The sequence below is a fragment of the Streptomyces ziwulingensis genome (assembly GCF_039542605.1).
Taxonomy (GTDB): domain Bacteria; phylum Actinomycetota; class Actinomycetes; order Streptomycetales; family Streptomycetaceae; genus Streptomyces; species Streptomyces ziwulingensis.
Genome location: NZ_BAABIG010000027.1, coordinates 23,642 through 41,424, shown reverse-complemented (window position 1 = coordinate 41,424; position 17,783 = coordinate 23,642). Strand labels below are relative to the sequence as shown.

Below are 17,783 nucleotides of genomic sequence, written 5' to 3'. Positions count from 1 at the left end.
AAAGGCCGGTCGGTGACCGAGGTCACCGACCGGACAAGTGTTCAGTACAAGGTCAAGCGCCGCGACGCTGTGGTGAGGACTGTCCGTCCTCGTCCTCCCCGTCGCCGTCCTCATAGAGGTCGGCGTACCGGGAGTACAGATCGTCGTCTTCCTGCTCATCGTCCTCGAACCGCTCGCCGTTAGGCGGTTGCGGATTCGCCGGCGATGCGCCCAGCTCCTCGGCCAGGCGGGAGAGATCAGTCCCACCGCTGTTGTACTTCAGCTGGCGGGCGACCTTCGTCTGCTTGGCCTTGGCCCGGCCGCGCCCCATGGCTCGACCCCCTCAACGACGGGGCTCGACGGCCCCAGAGTCTTGACACGCGTTCATGGTCCGGAACGGGCTCTCCGTGAAGAGACCGGTCCGTAGGGCTTCCACGGTACCTGAGCCCACGCCCCTACGGTACGTCGCCCGCAGCCCGGCCCCGCTTCCGAGACCCCCGAGGCACCCTGTCCTCGCTGGTCAAGGGCGATTTTAACCACTTCTCGGGGTCCGACCCGCCGGAAGAAGTGAGAGTTCTCTCCCCCCATCTCCCGGCGGGTCCGGCGGGCGGCGCCGCGCCCCGGCGGATCAGCTCCGCGGCCGCGCCTCCGCCATCCGCTGCTCGGCGATCCGGTCGGCCGCCGCGGCCGGCGGAATCCCGTCTTCCTTCGCACGTGCGAATATGGCCAGCGTCGTGTCGTGGATGCCCGCCGCCTTCGCCCGACACCGCTCGAAGTCGAAGCCGTGCAGCTCGTCGGCGACCTGGATCACCCCGCCGGCGTTCACCACGTAGTCCGGCGCGTAGAGGATGCCCCGGTCGGCGAGGTCCTTCTCCACGCCCGGGTGGGCGAGCTGGTTGTTGGCGGCGCCGCAGACGACCCGGGCGGTGAGCACCGGCACGCTCTCGTCGTTCAGCGCCCCGCCGAGCGCGCAGGGGGCGTAGATGTCCAGGTTCTCCACCCTGATCAGCGCCTCGGTGTCGGCCACCGCCACCACCGAGGGGTGCCGGTCGGTGAGGTCCCGGACCACGTCCTCGCGCACGTCCGTGACGACGACGTGCGCGCCCTCGGTGAGCAGGTGGTCGACCAGATGGCGGCCGACCTTGCCGACGCCCGCGACGCCGACCGTGCGGTCGCGCAGCGAGGGGTCGCCCCACAGGTGCCGCGCCGAGGCCCGCATGCCCTGGTAGACGCCGTAGGCGGTGAGGACGGAGGAGTCCCCGGCGCCGCCGTTCTCCGGCGAGCGGCCGGTGGTCCAGCGGCACGCGCGGGCCACCACGTCCATGTCGGCCACATAGGTGCCGACGTCGCACGCGGTCACGTACCGGCCGCCGAGCGAGGCGACGAACCGCCCGTAGGCGAGCAGCAGCTCCTCGGTCTTGATCCGGTCGGGATCACCGATGATCACGGCCTTGCCGCCGCCGTGGTCCAGCCCGGCCAGCGCGTTCTTGTACGACATCCCGCGCGCGAGGTTCAGGGCGTCGGCGACGGCCTCGGCCTCGCTCGCGTAGGGGTAGAAGCGGGTGCCGCCCAGCGCGGGGCCGAGCGCGGTGGAATGGAGCGCGATGACGGCCCGGAGACCGCTGGCGCGGTCCTGGCAGAGCACGACCTGCTCATGACCGCCCTGGTCCGAGTGGAACAGGGTGTGCAGTACGTCAGCAGGTGCGCCGATTACGTCGGTCACGGTGGTGACTCCAGAGTAAGTAGCGGCGGGTGGAGGCGCGTCCCCGGCGAGGGACCCCCACGCTCGTGGCAGGGGGAGCGGTCGGCGGGGCGTGGGACGAGGTTAGAGCCTGCCGGTGTCCGCTCGCGGCCCAGTGCCGAGGATCACCTCCGCACGGAGTACGGACGTGGGACGATCAGGGAAGGTTCCCGCCCGTCCGTGACCGGGCCGGGTCAGGTTCTCCCCGCCGGGCGCGGGGAAGGGAGCGGGCGTGCCCAAGGTGTCCTCCGTGATCGTCCCGTACGCGGCGTACCTGCGCGTGTACGAGCCGCTGGCCGCCTTCCCGGAGCCGGAGCGCGGCCACTGGACGCGGTACGCCCGCCGCACGGATCTGCCCACCTACCAGGACGAGCTGCGCCGCTCCCTGGCCGACCTGCTGCCCACCCCGCCGGTCGCGGTGCCGGTGCACGAGAGCGCCGACGCCTTCGTGCTGGAGATCGACGGCGTGGTCTGCGTCTGCCCCTGGCGGACCCGGCTGCGCGGCTGGCTGGCCCTCGCGGAACTCTCCGAGGACTATCCGGAGCCGGTCCTGGACGCCCTGCTGCCGCCGGTCGTACGGCGGCAGACGGCGCTGGACCACGAACGCTGGCTGGAGAAGAACCCCGACGCCCGCCCGTGGATCCGCACCGCGACCTGGCAGGTGCCGATCAACTGGTTCGTCCTCGTCTCCGACGCGGAGCGGGAGTACGACAAGGGCGGCGACCCCGGGGCGGCGGCCCCGGTGCTGCGCTACCGGACGCCGATGGTGCAGGCGCGGCGCCGGGTGGCGCGGGGGCTGCGGGCCCTGCGGGAGGCCATGGACGAGGGGCCGCTGATCGACGGCCTGAGGGACGTGGGCCGGTGGCTGGAGGAGTTCCACCCGCGTTCCCTGGTCGAGCTGGACTACGGGGGGCTGGTGCACGCGGTGCCCGCCGGCGAGCTGGCGGACGATCACTCCGCGGCGGACGTGGCCGAGGGCATCGAGGCGCTGCGCGACGGCGACGGGACGGCGGCGGGGGCCGCGTACGGGCGGCTGGTGGAGCGCTGGCGGACGGTGCGCGACCGGCGGTCCGCGAACTGACGTTTGACGTGGCGCCCGTTTTGGGGTTTCGTCACACGCTCCGGGGGGCGGGCGGTGCGTCTGACGCCTCGTCACCCGGGACGTAGGTCTCGATCCGGGCTTATGCCTCAAGCGTGACGGACCGCACGTTACCCCACCCTTGCGCAGCTTGCCCCTCCTCGTGCCAAAATAGGACAAGGAGTCCGGGGAGGACTCTATCCATCCCGCTGTGATGCACTATGGGTGGAATTTCTGTATTGCACGCTTTGGGGGGTCTGTTGCCTCCTGATCGCCGCTGTGACTGATCGTCACAGCGGCGTGACTGTCCGCTATGGCATGGTCCATCGGCTTCCGTCGCGGATGGACACCTGGGAGGGCAATTCCATCGGTTTGGCCGACGCGGCTGGACGGATGGTGTAGTTGTAGTGCCGAGGACAAGCCGTTCGTCCTATAACCGACTCGACCCGTGTCCGCCATTTCGGGCAACGCGGGTCAAGGTGCAGAATTTAAAGGAAAGAACCGAGATGGTTCGGTTCTCCCGAGGAGGCCGCTCATGACCGCTCGCACCCCTGATGCCGAGCCGCTGCTGACCCCGGCTGAGGTCGCCACCATGTTCCGCGTCGACCCCAAGACGGTCACGCGCTGGGCGAAGGCCGGCAAGCTCACGTCGATCCGCACGCTCGGCGGGCACCGCCGCTACCGCGAAGCAGAGGTCCGCGCACTGCTCGCGGGCATCCCGCAGCAGCGCAGCGAGGCCTGAACAACCGCATAACCGGGCATAACGGCTGGTCCCCCAACTTGCCGTGACGACCGGGCCCATAGCTCCACCCGACGTGGGACCTGCCCCAACAGGACCCATGCCCAAGCCGCACAGAACTTCACAGGCAATCGACAGGGCGCGTCGTTGATCGCGCTGGACTCCGCCGGGTCCAGCGCGATCTTTTTATGTCCCGGCCCGGCCGTCCGGCGGTCCGTCCGGCACGCCGGTGAGCAGCCGCTGTGGGCGTCCTTGTCGGTCTCTTGGGGGAGTCTTGGGGGAGTCTGGGGAGGCAAGTCGGAACGACTGGGGGCGAGGTGGACGAGCAGTGCAATTGCACATATTAAATCGACCAGTTGTAGGGGAGGGGTAAGAGCCGTCATTTCGGAAACTTATGCGGTGACACCCGTCACATGCCGGACGCCTTGTTGGCTCCGGCATATGTGCGCTAGAGGGGGCTCCGCTTCCAGTAGCCCGCGCCCGTACGGGTGTTGACGCGCCACCGACGCCTCCACCCGCACAGGGGGCGCTCGCGTCCCCACGGCCTCCTGACGGCCCGTCGGGGACGGTGGGGCGGAATCCGTCGCCGGCCGCGGCGGACGGTGGCAGACGGGGCGGTGACGCGCCAGGTGGGGTGGACCCGCTTCCGGAGTGCCGGCCGAGGGGAGCGACGTCAAGACGGCCTCGGGGGGTGGGTGGTGGCGGGGAGCACGAAGAAGACCCGCGTCATGTCGACGCGGGCCTTCTTCACTGCGGTCCTGACGGGATTTGAACCCGCGGCCTCCACCTTGACAGGGTGGCGAGCACTCCAAGCTGCTCCACAGGACCAGGTTTCGCGGCGCTTTCCTTGCGGTGCGCTGCGAAACGAGACTCTACAGGAGGGTGGCCCGCCTGGTCGAACTCACCCTCCGTGCGGGGGGCGTCACGGTGCGAGAGCGTCGATCGCCTTCACGATGCGCTTGTCGGAGACGGGGTACGCCGTGCCCAGCGCGTGGGCGAAGTAGCTGACCCGCAGCTCCTCGATCATCCAGCGGATGTCCAGGACCGCCCGCGGCACCGGCCGGCCCTGCGGCATCTGCTCCAGCAGCCAGGCGTACTCGTCCCGCATCTCGTGGACCTTCTCCATGCGGGCGGTGTCCCGCTGGGCGTTGGCCGGCATCTGCTGCACGCGCCGGTCCGCGGCGATCAGGTAGCGCATCAGGTCCGGCAGCCGCCGGATGCCCACCGCCGTGACGAAACCGGGCTTCACCAGTGCGTCGAGCTGCCCGCGCACGTCCTGGAGGTTGGCCAGCAGCACGGGGCTGCGTACGGCCTTCAGGCGGCGTTCCGCGGCCTGCCAGGCGGCCAGCACCTGCTGGACCTGCTCGACCGTGCGGACGGTGGTGTCCACGATCTCCGCGCGGACCTTGTCGTACAGCTTCCGGTACGACTCCTCGTCCCACGCCGGTCCGCCGAAGTCGGCGATCAGCTTGTCGGCGGCGGCCATGGCGCAGTCGTCGAACAGGGCCTGGATCGATCCGTGCGGGTTGGACGACAGCCCCAGCTTCTGCTGGTTGGTGAGCTTCTCGGACGCGAACTTCGCCGGGTTGACCGGGATGTTGCGCAGGATCAGCCGGCGGGTGCCCTTCCACATCGCCTGCGCCTGTTCGGCCTCGCTGTCGAAGAGGCGCACGGACACGGTGTTCGACGGGGGTCCGTCGTCGACGAGCGCCGGGTACGCCTTCACCGGCTGTCCGGCGCGGCGGGTCTCGAAGACGCGGGAGAGGACGCCGATCGTCCAGTCGGTCAGGCCGCTTCGCTCCAGGGACTCGCCGCCCTCGCGTTCCGCCGTGGCCGCGGCGGCCTGCGAGAGGGCCTGGCGGGCCTTCGGGCGCAGCCTCAGCTTCAGCGCCTGGAGGTCCTTGTCCTCGGCCAGCTTCCGGCGCCGTTCGTCGACGATCCGGAAGGTGATCTTCAGGTGGTCGGGGAGCCGGCCCCAGTCGAAGTCCTCGGCGTCGAAGGGGACCCCGACCATGCGCTTCAACTCGCGCGCCATCGTCGTGGTGAGCGGTTCCTGGAGGGGTACCGCCCGCTCCAGGAACTTCTGGGCGAAGTTCGGGGCCGGTACGTAGTTGCGGCGGATCGGCTTGGGCAGCGACCGGATCAGCTCGGTGACGACCTCTTCGCGCAGGCCCGGGATCTGCCAGTCGAAGCCCTCGTCGGTGACCTGGTTGAGGACCTGGAGCGGGATGTGCACGGTCACGCCGTCGGCGTCCGCGCCCGGCTCGAACTGGTAGGTCACACGGAACTTGAGCGGCCCCTGCCGCCAGGAGTCCGGATAGTCGTCCTTGGTGACCGCCCCGGCCTTCTCGTTGATGAGCATCTCGCGCTCGAAGTCGAGGAAGTCCGGTTCCTCGTGGCGCTTGTGCTTCCACCAGGAGTCGAAGTGGGCTCCCGAGACAACGTGTTCGGGCACGCGCTGGTCGTAGAAGTCGAACAGCGTCTCGTCGTCGACCAGGATGTCCCGGCGCCGGGCGCGGTGCTCCAGCTCCTCCACCTCGGTCAGGAGCCTGCGGTTGTCGGCGAAGAACTTGTGGTGCGTGCGCCAGTCGCCCTCGACCAGGGCGTTGCGGATGAACAGCTCGCGGCTGGCCTCCGGGTCGATCCGGCCGTAGTTCACCTTGCGCTGGGCGACGATCGGCACGCCGTACAGCGTGACCTTCTCGTAGGCCATGACGGCCGCCTGGTCCTTCTCCCAGTGCGGCTCGCTGTAGGTGCGTTTGAGGAGGTGGCCGGCGAGCGGCTCGACCCACTCGGGCTCGATCTTGGCGTTGACGCGGGCCCACAGGCGGCTGGTCTCCACCAGTTCGGCGGACATCACGAACCGCGGCGGCTTCTTGAAGAGGGCCGAGCCGGGGAAGATCGCGAACTTGGCGTTGCGGGCGCCGACGTACTCGTTCTTGCCCGCGCCGCGCCCGCTCTCCGCGCCGGCGTCCTTCACGTCCTTCATGCCGACGTGGGAGAGGAGCCCGGCGAGCAGCGAGACGTGGACGTGGTCGCCGGGGGCGTCGTCCTCGCTGAGGTGGAGGCCCATCTGCTTGGCGACCGTGCGGAGCTGCGTGTAGATGTCCTGCCACTCGCGGATGCGCAGGAAGTTGAGGTACTCCTGCTTGCACATCCGGCGGAAGGACGAGGAGCCGCGCTCCTTCTGCTGCTCGCGGACGTACCGCCACAGGTTGAGGAAGGCGAGGAAGTCGCTGGTCTCGTCCTTGAAGCGGGCGTGCTGCTGGTCGGCCTGGGCCTGCTTGTCGGACGGGCGCTCCCGCGGGTCCTGGATGGAGAGCGCGGCGGCTATGACCATGACCTCGCGGACACAGCCGTTCTTGTCGGCCTCCAGGACCATGCGGGCCAGGCGGGGGTCGACGGGGAGCTGGGCGAGTTTGCGGCCGGTGTCGGTGAGCCGCTTGCGCGGGTCCTTCTGCGCCGGGTCGAGGGCGCCCAGTTCCTGGAGGAGCTGCACCCCGTCGCGGATGTTGCGGTGGTCCGGCGGGTCGATGAAGGGGAACTTCTCGATGTCGCCCAGGTCGGCCGCGGTCATCTGCAGGATGACGGAGGCCAGGTTGGTCCGCAGGACCTCCGCGTCGGTGAACTCCGGGCGGGCCTCGAAGTCGTCCTCGCTGTACAGCCGGACGCAGATGCCGTCCGAGGTACGGCCGCAGCGGCCCTTGCGCTGATTGGCGCTGGCCTGCGAGATCGCCTCGATGGGCAGCCGCTGGACCTTGGTGCGGTGGCTGTAGCGGGAGATACGGGCGAAGCCGGGGTCGATGACGTACTTGATGCCGGGAACCGTCAGCGAGGTCTCGGCGACGTTGGTCGCCAGCACGATCCTGCGCGTCGTTCCCGCGCCGGGCCGCTGGAAGACACGGTGCTGCTCGGCGTGCGAGAGCCGCGCGTACAGCGGCAGTACCTCCGTGAACCGGTACTTCTTCTTCTCCAGCGCGTCCGCGGTGTCCCGGATCTCCCGCTCGCCGGAGAGGAAGACGAGGATGTCGCCCTTGCCCTCGCCCATCAGTTCCTCGACGGCGTCGGTGATGGCCGTGACCTGGTCCCGGTCGGCGTCGTCGGAGTCCTCTTCGAGGAGCGGCCGGTAGCGCACCTCCACCGGGTACGTCCGCCCGCTGACCTCGATGATCGGGGCGTCGCCGAAGTGCCGGGAGAAGCGCTCGGGGTCGATGGTGGCCGAGGTGACGACGACCTTGAGGTCGGGGCGCCTGGGCAGCAACTGGGCGAGGTAGCCCAGCAGGAAGTCGATGTTGAGGGACCGCTCGTGCGCCTCGTCGATGATGATCGTGTCGTAGGCGCGCAGCTCGCGGTCGGTCTGGATCTCGGCGAGCAGGATGCCGTCCGTCATCAGCTTCACGAAGGTGGCGTCCGGGTTCACCTGGTCGGTGAACCGCACCTTCCAGCCGACGGCCTCGCCGAGCGGGCTGTCCAGCTCGTCGGCGACGCGCTCGGCGACGGTACGGGCGGCGATCCGCCGGGGCTGGGTGTGCCCGATCATGCCCTTGACGCCGCGGCCGAGGTCGAGGCAGATCTTGGGGATCTGGGTGGTCTTACCGGAACCCGTCTCACCGGCGACGATGACGACCTGGTGGTCGCGGATGGCGTCCGCGATCTCGTCCCGTTTCTGGCTGACGGGCAGTTGCTCGGGGTAGGTGACGGCGGGCATGCGGGCGCGGCGGGTCGCGATGCGTTGCTCGGCCCGGTCGACGTCCGCCTCGATCTCGGCGAGGACGGTGGCGCGGGCCTCCGGCTTGCGGATCTTCCGTGCGCCTTCGAGCCTGCGCCCGAGCCGGTGTGCGTCACGCAGCGACAGCTCGGTCAGGCGGGGGGCGAGGGCGCCCAGGGCGGGGGCGGGGTGCGTAGACATACGGACTTCAGGATCTCATCCCGGCGAAATGAGTGGCGAACGCTTTTGCCGCGGCGGTGTGCGGTGCCTCACGCCTCCTCGTCCAGCAGCGCGGTGAGGTCCTCCTCGGACCAGTGGCCGGCCGCGCCCGGGCAGGCCGCGAGGTAGGAGGCGACGTCCGCGGCGTCCCACGCCCCGGCCGAGAGCAGCCCCGACGCCAGGAACCGTACATAGGGGAGCGAGGGCGCGATCCACGGCACGTCGTTCATCCGCCACGGGGCGGTGAAGGTCAGCGCCGGCAGCCCGTCGATCTGCCCGGCGCACACCAGCGTCTCGTACCGCCCGTCCCCGAGCACGGCACGCCCCCGCGTCAGCACCTCCGCGAGATCGAGTCGGTCCCCGCGGGGCTCGCGGTACATCTCCTGGACGGCGATGTCGGTGAATTGTTCGACGGTGACCAGATGCGCCCTGGCCAGCACCCGCCCGTCCGCCTCCGGGTCGTAGAACGCCCGGCCGCCGTCCCACACCGGTGACCGGGTGGCGAAGTACAGCGCGCCGGTCAGTTCGACGGGGAGGGACCGGGCGGGCGGCGCGGGGTTCCGGCACCCGGGGTAGTCCCGCCCGGCACCCGGCGGACGCCCGCCGCGGAGGTAGGCGGCGAGCCGCCCGAGGTGCGTGTTGGACCCGTAGGACGTGTACCAGACCCGCTCCGGCCGCCGGTCACCCGGCAGCGCCGGGTCGATGCCGCACAGTGCTCTCGTCATGCGGGACACCTACCNGGACACGGGGACACGGGGACACGGGGACACGGGGACACGGGGACACGCGGACACGCGGACACGGGGACACGGGGACACGCGGACACGGAGACAGGGAGACCCGGAAGCCCGGAGATCCGGAGACGACTGAGCCCCTCTCCCGGGATACCGGGGAGGGGCTCATGCCCTGGTGAGGGCTGCTGTGGCTGGGGCCGGGGTCGAACCGGCGACCTATCGCTTTTCAGGCGATCGCTCGTACCAACTGAGCTACCCAGCCGCGAGGTTTCACGTGAAACCTCAGCGGTCCTGACGGGATTTGAACCCGCGGCCTCCACCTTGACAGGGTGGCGAGCACTCCAAGCTGCTCCACAGGACCAAGCGCGTGTACGACAGTGTCGCACACGATCTTGCGTGCCCCCAACGGGATTCGAACCCGTGCTACCGCCTTGAAAGGGCGGCGTCCTAGGCCGCTAGACGATGAGGGCTATCGGCCCGCCTGGGCGCTTCTCAGCGCGTCGGGGACGTGAGAAGCATATGGGATGGCGGGAGGTATCGCCAAAACGGTTTACCGGGCCGGTGCTACGGGGCTGGGGGAGGGGGAGCTCGGGGAGGGGGTGGCCCCCGGCTGGTTCTCCTTCGGGAGGTGGCGGCTGACCTCGGCCGTGGTCAGGCCCAGGCCGCCGAGTTTGATCTCGTCCCAGGCCTGGAGGCGTCGGGAGTCCCGGTCGAAGTAGAGGATCGACGCCTGGATCGGGTCCGGGTACCTGCCCTCGACCGCGCGCAGTCCGCTGCCGCCCGTGGAGCCCTCGATACGCAGCCGGGTGCCGTACTTCAGCACCTTCATCTCCTCGTGGTGGACGTGGCCGGCCAGCACCAGCGGCACCTCGCCGTCCACCTCTCGGGCGGCCGACGGCTCGTGGGCGATCGCGATGTCCACCGGGGTGCCCGCCGCGCGCTGGTCGCGCAGGGCCGAGGCGAGCCGGGCGCCCGCCAGTTCCTGGGACGCCTCGGCTCCCGGCCGCTGGTCGCGGTCCGGGGTGAACTGGGGGTCGCCGATGCCCGCGAAGCGCAGGCCGGCCACGGTCCGGGCCCGGCCGTCGTCCAGGACGTGCACGTTCCGCATGCCCCGCAGATGGCGCTGGGTCTCCATCGAGTCGTGGTTGCCCCGGACCCAGACGTAGGGGGCGCCCAGCTCCTCGACGGGGTCGAGGAAGCCGTTCTCCGCGGCCGTGCCGTGGTCCATGGTGTCGCCGGAGTCGACGATCACGTTCACCCGGTACTGCGTGACCAGCGAGGCGATGATCTTCCAGCTCGCCGGGTTGAGGTGGATGTCCGACACGTGCAGGACGCGGATCGTGGTCGGGTCGGGCTGGTAGGCGGGGAGTGTGGAGGTGACGTCGTACAGCTTGGTCACGTTGGTGACCAGACGGGCCAGTTCCTTCTGGTAGACGTCGAACTCGGTGACGATGGAGCGGGCGTCGCCGACGAGCGAGGGCGCCGAGGAGAGCAGGCCGGAGAAGCGCGGCTCCAGGACCGAGTCGGGTTTCCAGGTGGCGTACGCGGTGGAGCCCGAGGCGAGCAGCAGCGCGAGGGCCAGTCCGCCGGCGGTCAGCGCCCGGCGGGGCCGGCGGTGGACCAGCAGGCCGAGGGTGGTGGCGCCGGTGACGACCGCGACCGAGGAGCGCAGCGCCAGCTCGCGGGTGCCGCGCGCGACGTCCTGGGCCACCTCGTCCTGGAGGCCGGAGAGGCGCTCGGGGTGGTCGACCAGGGCCTGGGCGCGGTCCGGGTCGAGCTGGTCGACGTTGACGTCCAGGCGGACCGGGGCGACATGACTGTCGAGCTGGAGGGCGCCCAGCGGCGAGACGTTGATCTTCGTGCCGCCGGTGAGGGAGGGCCGCAGGGTCATCGTGGTGTTCATCGGGCCGACGGGCACCCGTACGTCCCCCACGATCAGCAGCCCCAGCCAGGCCCCGAGCAGCACCACGGCGACGAGGCCGAGGGCGCGGGTCCACGGGTGCGGACGGGCCGCCGGTACGACCGCCGCCCGCGCCCGGTGCGAACGGCGACGGCGGCGCGCGAGCAGCCGTGAGGCCGTGCGGATGCGGTCGAGGAGGCGCGGGACAGCGGCGCGGACGCGGGCCATTGGTCGCGTATGCCCAGGTCCGGCGGGGGATATTCCGGCGGGGGAGGTGCGGACGGCCCGCGCCGCTCACGCTGCTGTGCCGTACCCGACAATGGGCCTGTGCTGGAGATGACGCGCGAGGAGTTCGAGGAACTGGTCGCCGAGGCGCTGGACCGGATTCCGCCGGAGCTGACGCGGCTGATGGACAACGTCGCGGTGTTCGTGGAGGACGAACCGCCGGCGGACGATCCCGAGCTGCTCGGGCTCTACGAGGGGACCCCGCTGACCGAACGCGGCGAGTGGTACGCCGGTGTGCTGCCCGACCGGATCACGGTCTACCGGGGGCCGACGCTGCGGATGTGCGGGTCGCGGGAGGAGGTCGTGGCGGAGACCGAGGTGACCGTCGTGCATGAGGTCGCACATCACTTCGGGATCGACGACGCCCGGTTGCACGCGCTCGGTTACGGGTGACGTCCGCCGGGGTGGAGCGGCGTGGCCCGGCGTGGCGCGTGTCCTCGCGAGTGCGAGGGGAGTTGGGCACAGCGACTCTTTGACGCCCCGGAGGTGGCTGCCCGTGCGCCCCTTGTACGTACCCGTCCGTCTGGCCGCCACCGTCGTGGCCGTGGCGGCCGCCGCCGGTTGCATGAGCGTGGGCGAGGACGGCTCGGGCGGGGGTGGCGGGCCGTCGCACTCCGTCGGGGAGTCGGGTGCCGAGGCGCCCGACGGCGGCACGGTGGCCTCCGGCGGGGCCGCCGGTCTCGGCGGGGCGGTGGACGACCACCGGCCCGGACACGGCAAGGGGAAGAAGGGCAAGGGCGGCGGCAAGGGGAAGGGCCGGGGCGGCGGCAAGGAGGGCGAGGGGGACGGCGAGTCCGGTTCGCCCGGTCCGTCGGAGTCGACGAGCGGGTCCGCCTCGGCGGACGAGTCGGACCGGCCGACGCCGCCGCGGCCTCCCGACCCCGAGCCGACCCGTTCGGCCGAGCCCGAGCCGACGCCGACCAAGGAGCCGCCGGTCTCCCCGACGCCGCCGCCGACCGCGGAACCGTCGTCGTCGGCGCACGAACCGCCGGGGCCGCAACTGGAGCAGCGGGAACCGGCGCCCGCGGCGGGCGCACCGGTGTGAGCGCGGGGCTCGGCGTGGTCCTGTCACGGGGGCTCGGTGTGGTCGCCGTCACGGGCGTCGGTGTGGCGCCCGTCACGGGGCTCCGTGTGGCCTCCGCCACGGTGCGGGAACCGGTTTGCCTTTGCGGGGGGAGGGTGCGTATGGTGGTAGATCGTTTGATACCAATTGCCCGGCGCCAACGCAGAGCGCGCCGTGTGGCGCGTACTCTCCCTTGCCGTGGTGGACCGCATTGAGGCGGTCGTATTGCGATTTGCGAATCACGGAGTTGACGGGCGCGTGCCGAGGAGACTCCGGAAGGTTTCGCATTCGCATGTCCATCACCAGTACTGATCACGTCGTCGTGCCCGAGAGCACCGAGGACACCCCCCTCGCCGAGGTCCCCGAGAACACCGAGGCCGTCGAGTTCGCCGAGACCGCTGAGGTCACCGAGGTCACCGAGGTCGCCGAGGCCCCCGGGATCACCTTCACGGACCTCGGTCTGCCCGAGGGCATCGTGCGCAAGCTCGCCCAGAACGGCGTGACCGCCCCCTTCCCGATCCAGGCCGCGACCATCCCGGACGCCCTGGCCGGCAAGGACATCCTGGGCCGCGGCCGCACCGGCTCCGGCAAGACCCTCTCCTTCGGTCTGCCGGCCCTGGCCACGCTGGCCGGCGGCCGCACCGAGAAGCACAAGCCGCGCGCCGTCATCCTGACGCCGACCCGCGAGCTGGCCATGCAGGTGGCCGACGCCCTCCAGCCCTACGGTGACGTCCTCGGCCTGAAGATGAAGGTCGTCTGCGGCGGCACCTCCATGGGCAACCAGATCTACGCCCTGGAGCGCGGCGTCGACGTCCTCGTCGCCACCCCGGGCCGACTGCGCGACATCATCAACCGCGGCGCCTGCTCGCTGGAGAACGTGCAGATCACCGTCCTCGACGAGGCCGACCAGATGTCGGACCTGGGCTTCCTGCCCGAGGTCACCGAGCTGCTCGACCAGGTCCCCTCGGGCGGCCAGCGCATGCTCTTCTCGGCCACGATGGAGAACGAGATCTCCACGCTGGTCAAGCGCTACCTGAACAACCCGGTCACGCACGAGGTCGACAGCGCCCAGGGCAACGTGACGACCATGTCGCACCACATCCTCGTGGTGAAGCCCAAGGACAAGGCGCCGGTCACCGCCGCGATCGCCTCCCGCAAGGGCCGCACGATCATCTTCGTCCGCACCCAGCTCGGCGCCGACCGCATCGCCGAGCAGCTCTGCGACTCCGGCGTGAAGGCCGACGCGCTGCACGGCGGCATGACGCAGGGCGCGCGCACCCGGGTGCTGGAGGACTTCAAGAAGGGCTACGTCAACGCGCTCGTCGCCACCGACGTCGCCGCGCGCGGCATCCACGTCGACGGCATCGACCTCGTCCTGAACGTCGACCCCGCCGGTGACCACAAGGACTACCTGCACCGGGCCGGCCGTACCGCCCGCGCGGGCCGTACCGGCACCGTCGTCTCCCTGTCCCTGCCGCACCAGCGGCGTCAGATCTTCCGGCTGATGGAGGACGCGGGCGTCGACGCCACGCGCCACATCATCCAGGGCGGCACGGCCTTCGAGCCCGAGGTCGCCGAGATCACCGGCGCCCGGTCGATGACCGAGGTGCAGGCCGAGTCGGCGGGCAACGCCGCTCAGCAGGCCGAGCGCGAGGTCGCCCAGCTCGCCAAGGAGCTGGAGCGGGCGCAGCGCCGGGCCAACGAGCTGCGCGAGGACGCGGACCGGCTGGTCGCGCGGGTCGCGCGGGAGCGCGGCGAGGACCCGGCGGTGGCGATCGCCGAGGCGGCGGCGGCCGCGGCCGTGACGGCCGAGGTCTCCCTCCCGGAGCAGCCGGGCGCGCGGGACGCCGAGCGCGTCGAGTCCTCCGACCCGGCGTCCTACGAGCGGCGTGAGCGCCGGGACGACCGCGGCGGCGACCGCGGTGGCTTCCGTCGCGACGACCGCGGTGACCGCGGTGGTGACCGCGGCGGGCGTTCCTTCGAGCGCCGTGACGACCGCGGCGGGCGTTCCTTCGAGCGGCGTGACGACCGCGGCGGCGAGCGGGGCGGCTTCAACCGCGACCGCAACGACCGTGGCGGGCGCCCCTTCGAGCGGCGTGACGACCGTGGCGGCGAGCGGGGTGGCTTCAACCGCGACCGCAACGACCGTGGCGGCGAGCGCGGTGGCTTCCGCCGTGACGACCGCGCCGACCGCGGTGACCGCGGTGGCGACCGCGGCGGGCGTCCCTTCGAGCGGCGTGACGACCGTGGCGGCGAGCGGGGTGGCTTCAACCGCGACCGCAACGACCGCGGCGGCGAGCGCGGTGGCGACCGAGGCGGACGCTCCTTCGAGCGTCGCGACGACCGCGGCGGCCACCGCGGCAGCGACCGTCCGTTCAACCGCGACCGTCAGGGCGAGCGCCCCGGCAGCGACCGTCCCGGCTTCCGCTCGGGTGGCGGCGACCGCCCCTACGGCCGCCGTGACGACCACCGTGGCGGGCCGTCGTCCTCCTTCGGCCGCCGCGACGACAAGCCGCGCTGGAAGCGCAACGGCTGATCCCCGCACACACTGAGCGCCGTGGCCCCCGTCTTCCGAGGCGGGGGCCACGGCGTTTTTCCGTCCGGTCTGGTGCGGAACCTCCGGTCACGGCACGTCGGCACCGGCGCACTTCGAGGACCCGTTCCCGCCAGGCTCTGACGTGTGTCATGTCCCCGCGGGGTGGGCATCGCTGGGGGCATGACAGATGACGCCAGAGCGAGCGGTTTGTCGGACGAAGAGCGGCTGGCCCAGCTCGGCTACACCCAGGTCTTGGCCCGCCGCATGTCGGCGTTCTCCAACTACGCGGTCTCCTTCACCATCATCTCGGTCCTGTCGGGCTGCCTGACGCTCTACCTCTTCGGCATGAACACCGGGGGCCCCGCCGTCATCACCTGGGGCTGGGTCGCCGTCGGCCTGATGACCCTCTTCGTCGGCCTCGCGATGGCCGAGATCTGCTCGGCGTACCCGACCTCGGCAGGCCTGTACTTCTGGGCCCACCGCCTCGCGCCGCCCCGGACGGCCGCCGCGTGGGCCTGGTTCACCGGCTGGTTCAACGTCCTCGGCCAGGTCGCCGTGACCGCCGGCATCGACTTCGGCGCCGCGTCCTTCCTCGGCGCCTACCTGAACCTCCAGTTCGACTTCGAGGTCACCCCCGGCCGCACGATCCTGCTCTTCGCCGCGATCCTCGTGCTGCACGGCCTGCTCAACACCTTCGGCGTGCGCATCGTCGGCCTGCTCAACAACGTCAGCGTGTGGTGGCACGTGCTCGGCGTCGCCGTCATCGTCGGCGCGCTCACCTTCGCCCCCGACCACCACCAGTCGGCGTCCTTCGTCTTCGGCGAGTTCGTCAACAACACGGGCTGGGGCAGCGGCCCGTACGTCGTCCTCCTCGGCCTCCTCATGGCCCAGTACACCTTCACCGGCTACGACGCCTCCGCCCACATGACGGAGGAGACCCGGGACGCCGCCACGGCCGGCCCCAAGGGCATCGTCCGCTCCATCTGGACCTCCTGGATCGCCGGGCTCGTCCTCCTCCTCGGCTTCACCTTCGCCATCCAGTCCTACGACGGCGCCCTGAACTCGCCCACCGGCGCGCCGCCCGCCCAGATCCTGCTCGACGCCCTCGGCGCGACCACCGGCAAACTGCTCCTGCTCGTCGTCATCGGCGCCCAGCTCTTCTGCGGGATGGCCTCGGTCACCGCCAACAGCCGCATGATCTACGCCTTCTCCCGCGACGGCGCGCTCCCCTTCTCCCGGGTCTGGCACACCGTCAGCCCCCGCACCCGCACGCCGGTCGCGGCGGTCTGGCTCGCCGCGCTGGGCGCCCTCGCCCTGGGGCTGCCGTACCTGATCAACGTGACCGCGTACGCGGCGGTGACCTCGATCGCGGTCATCGGGCTGTACCTCGCCTACGCCGTGCCGACCCTGCTGCGGCTGCGCAAGGGGGACGCCTTCGTCCGCGGCCCCTGGCACCTGGGCCGCTGGTCCCAGGTGATCGGCGCGGTGGCGGTCGGCTGGGTCGCCGTCATCACCGTCCTGTTCATGCTGCCCCAGGTCTCCCCGGTCACCTGGGAGACCTTCAACTACGCCCCGGTCGCCGTCCTGGTCGTCCTCGGCTTCGCGGCGGCCTGGTGGCTGGCCTCGGCCCGGCACTGGTTCCTCAACCCCGACCACCCGCGCAACCGCGCCCGCGCGGCGGCCCTCGCCGGTGCCCCGGAACCGGCCGATCCGTAACCCTTCGTTCCACCGCTCCCCCTCCGGCTCCCAGCCGGGCCACCCCCACCGACACCGCCACGCGCCCGATACCCGATCGGCTCCACCGCGACGTGGGGCTATGCTCGGGTAGGCAACATCGCCTGGGCCCTTAGCTCAATTGGCAGAGCAGTGGACTTTTAATCCATTGGTTGTGGGTTCGAGTCCCACAGGGCCTACCAGAAGGACCCCAGCTCAGCGGATTACCGAGCTGGGGTCCTGTCCGTTTCGCCCCGCATTCATGATCGCGTGCTGGCCCGTGGCCGGCCCGAGGGTTTGACGATCATGCTGAACGCGCGGCGGCCCCGGCCGGGTTGCCCGCCCGGCCGAGGCCGTTTGGCCTCACCACATTTGATGATGAGGTCGGGAGCGTGGACGGGTGTTCTCGCTCCGTCCCGCCCTATGGTCGGGTGCTCGCTCAACGTCGTGCCGTCGGGGACCACATCCGCTGCGTGCGGGAGTACGCGAACCTCAGCCGGCTCGACGTCTGTAGCACTTCCGGGGTCGATGTCGCCTCGTACAGCCGCATCGAGAACGGGCACCCGAGCCCTCGCCTCGACACCCTGATCCGTATCGCCGACGCGATCGCCGTTCCGCCGCGCGACCTGGTCCCGGGCGACGGCCGTCCCGCTATTCGCGGTGGCGCGGGCACTGGCATGGCGGCCACGCCGAACTGAAGGCGTAGGGGTCGAGTGGCGTGTTCGACGTGATGCGCACCTCGGGTCCCTGATCGACCACCCGGCCGTCGCGCATGCGGGTCACCCGCATCGTCATCAGGCGCACGGGTTCCCGGTCGGTGCCGGCGCTCATCGAGTGCCGCCGTGGGCTTCGGCGCGGTGCCGGGCGAGCAGCACGCGGCAGTCGGTCTCGCGGGAGTGATCACGCTCGTCGTGCGCGCGCTGCTTGGCTGCGGTGAGTCGTGCACAGGTGGTGCAGGCGTGGGCTGTCGGGGTGGGTGCGGGTGTTCTACGATCCATGGGTCGTCGCTCCTCGTAGCGGTGGCCATGCCCCCGGGCCGTTCGCGCGGTCGCGGGGGTCACCTGTCACTGATCACATTCGTCCCTTTC

The 17,783-nt window shown here is 71.1% G+C and carries 13 protein-coding genes and 5 tRNA genes; 8 read left to right on the top strand and 10 right to left on the bottom strand.

Annotated elements, in window-relative coordinates; genetic code table 11:
- Nucleotides 1-52 precede the first annotated feature (52 nt).
- Both ABEB00_RS16825 and ABEB00_RS16820 read right to left on the bottom strand, forming a co-directional pair.
- Nucleotides 53-310: a DUF3073 domain-containing protein gene (locus ABEB00_RS16825; protein ID WP_345620516.1), complete on the bottom strand. Its 258-nt coding sequence runs from the start codon at nucleotides 308-310 to the stop codon at nucleotides 53-55.
- 297 nt (nucleotides 311-607) lie between these two features.
- Nucleotides 608-1,702, bottom strand: coding sequence for a Leu/Phe/Val dehydrogenase (locus tag ABEB00_RS16820; RefSeq protein ID WP_345620515.1), 1,095 nt, complete (start codon nucleotides 1,700-1,702; stop codon nucleotides 608-610).
- A gap of 250 nt (nucleotides 1,703-1,952) precedes the next feature.
- On the opposite strand from ABEB00_RS16820, the gene ABEB00_RS16815 reads away from it, so the two are divergent.
- Nucleotides 1,953-2,801, top strand: a complete 849-nt coding sequence (locus tag ABEB00_RS16815; protein WP_345620514.1) for a DUF8083 family protein — start codon at nucleotides 1,953-1,955, stop codon at nucleotides 2,799-2,801.
- Nucleotides 2,802-3,333: 532 nt separating this feature from the next.
- Nucleotides 3,334-3,540 (top strand): developmental transcriptional regulator BldC, encoded by a 207-nt coding sequence (gene bldC / locus ABEB00_RS16810; RefSeq protein ID WP_003949541.1) that lies wholly within the window; start codon nucleotides 3,334-3,336, stop codon nucleotides 3,538-3,540.
- Between the two features lie 750 nt (nucleotides 3,541-4,290).
- Here bldC and ABEB00_RS16805 read toward each other — a convergent pair.
- From ABEB00_RS16805 to ABEB00_RS16775, 7 genes are all read right to left on the bottom strand, one after another.
- Nucleotides 4,291-4,365 (bottom strand) — tRNA-Asp (locus ABEB00_RS16805).
- A gap of 94 nt (nucleotides 4,366-4,459) precedes the next feature.
- The gene (gene hrpA, locus ABEB00_RS16800) at nucleotides 4,460-8,446 is read right to left on the bottom strand and encodes an ATP-dependent RNA helicase HrpA (RefSeq protein ID WP_345620513.1); all 3,987 of its coding nucleotides are present in this window, start codon (nucleotides 8,444-8,446) and stop codon (nucleotides 4,460-4,462) included.
- Between the two features lie 68 nt (nucleotides 8,447-8,514).
- Nucleotides 8,515-9,189: a histone deacetylase gene (locus ABEB00_RS16795; RefSeq protein WP_345620512.1), complete on the bottom strand. Its 675-nt coding sequence runs from the start codon at nucleotides 9,187-9,189 to the stop codon at nucleotides 8,515-8,517.
- Between the two features lie 197 nt (nucleotides 9,190-9,386).
- Nucleotides 9,387-9,460: transfer RNA gene (locus ABEB00_RS16790), tRNA-Phe, on the bottom strand.
- Nucleotides 9,461-9,484: 24 nt separating this feature from the next.
- Nucleotides 9,485-9,559 (bottom strand) — tRNA-Asp (locus ABEB00_RS16785).
- A gap of 36 nt (nucleotides 9,560-9,595) precedes the next feature.
- Nucleotides 9,596-9,668, bottom strand: a tRNA-Glu gene (locus tag ABEB00_RS16780).
- An 80-nt stretch (nucleotides 9,669-9,748) separates the two neighbouring features.
- A complete protein-coding gene (locus ABEB00_RS16775) occupies nucleotides 9,749-11,326 on the bottom strand; it encodes a metallophosphoesterase family protein (protein ID WP_345620511.1) in 1,578 nt (525 codons plus the stop codon).
- A gap of 99 nt (nucleotides 11,327-11,425) precedes the next feature.
- Here ABEB00_RS16775 and ABEB00_RS16770 point away from each other — a divergent pair, with 99 nt between their 5' ends.
- The 6 genes from ABEB00_RS16770 to ABEB00_RS16745 all read left to right on the top strand — a co-directional run bounded on the left by ABEB00_RS16770 (nucleotide 11,426) and on the right by ABEB00_RS16745 (nucleotide 17,393).
- Nucleotides 11,426-11,776 (top strand): metallopeptidase family protein, encoded by a 351-nt coding sequence (locus ABEB00_RS16770; protein ID WP_345620510.1) that lies wholly within the window; start codon nucleotides 11,426-11,428, stop codon nucleotides 11,774-11,776.
- A gap of 103 nt (nucleotides 11,777-11,879) precedes the next feature.
- Nucleotides 11,880-12,428 (top strand): hypothetical protein, encoded by a 549-nt coding sequence (locus ABEB00_RS16765; RefSeq protein WP_345620509.1) that lies wholly within the window; start codon nucleotides 11,880-11,882, stop codon nucleotides 12,426-12,428.
- Nucleotides 12,429-12,738: 310 nt separating this feature from the next.
- Nucleotides 12,739-14,982, top strand: coding sequence for a DEAD/DEAH box helicase (locus ABEB00_RS16760; protein WP_345620508.1), 2,244 nt, complete (start codon nucleotides 12,739-12,741; stop codon nucleotides 14,980-14,982).
- 180 nt (nucleotides 14,983-15,162) lie between these two features.
- Nucleotides 15,163-16,698 carry an amino acid permease gene (locus ABEB00_RS16755; protein WP_345620507.1) on the top strand — a complete coding sequence of 512 codons (1,536 nt, stop codon included), beginning with the start codon at nucleotides 15,163-15,165 and terminating at the stop codon, nucleotides 16,696-16,698.
- Nucleotides 16,699-16,822: 124 nt separating this feature from the next.
- A tRNA-Lys gene (locus ABEB00_RS16750) sits at nucleotides 16,823-16,898 on the top strand.
- A gap of 228 nt (nucleotides 16,899-17,126) precedes the next feature.
- A complete protein-coding gene (locus ABEB00_RS16745) occupies nucleotides 17,127-17,393 on the top strand; it encodes a helix-turn-helix domain-containing protein (RefSeq protein ID WP_345620506.1) in 267 nt (88 codons plus the stop codon).
- A gap of 129 nt (nucleotides 17,394-17,522) precedes the next feature.
- Here the strand turns inward: ABEB00_RS16745 and ABEB00_RS16740 are convergent, their stop codons facing one another.
- Nucleotides 17,523-17,693 (bottom strand): hypothetical protein, encoded by a 171-nt coding sequence (locus tag ABEB00_RS16740; protein ID WP_345620505.1) that lies wholly within the window; start codon nucleotides 17,691-17,693, stop codon nucleotides 17,523-17,525.
- Between the last annotated feature and the right edge of the window lie 90 nt (nucleotides 17,694-17,783).

Coding starts and splice junctions, on each gene's coding strand:
- ABEB00_RS16825 (WP_345620516.1), bottom strand. CDS start 310: ATGGGGCGCGGCCGGGCCAAGGCCAAGCAGACGAAGGTCGCCCGCCAG.
- bldC (WP_003949541.1), top strand. CDS start 3,334: ATGACCGCTCGCACCCCTGATGCCGAGCCGCTGCTGACCCCGGCTGAG.
- hrpA (WP_345620513.1), bottom strand. CDS start 8,446: ATGTCTACGCACCCCGCCCCCGCCCTGGGCGCCCTCGCCCCCCGCCTG.
- ABEB00_RS16795 (WP_345620512.1), bottom strand. CDS start 9,189: ATGACGAGAGCACTGTGCGGCATCGACCCGGCGCTGCCGGGTGACCGG.
- ABEB00_RS16775 (WP_345620511.1), bottom strand. CDS start 11,326: ATGGCCCGCGTCCGCGCCGCTGTCCCGCGCCTCCTCGACCGCATCCGC.
- ABEB00_RS16760 (WP_345620508.1), top strand. CDS start 12,739: ATGTCCATCACCAGTACTGATCACGTCGTCGTGCCCGAGAGCACCGAG.
- ABEB00_RS16755 (WP_345620507.1), top strand. CDS start 15,163: ATGACAGATGACGCCAGAGCGAGCGGTTTGTCGGACGAAGAGCGGCTG.
- ABEB00_RS16740 (WP_345620505.1), bottom strand. CDS start 17,693: ATGGATCGTAGAACACCCGCACCCACCCCGACAGCCCACGCCTGCACC.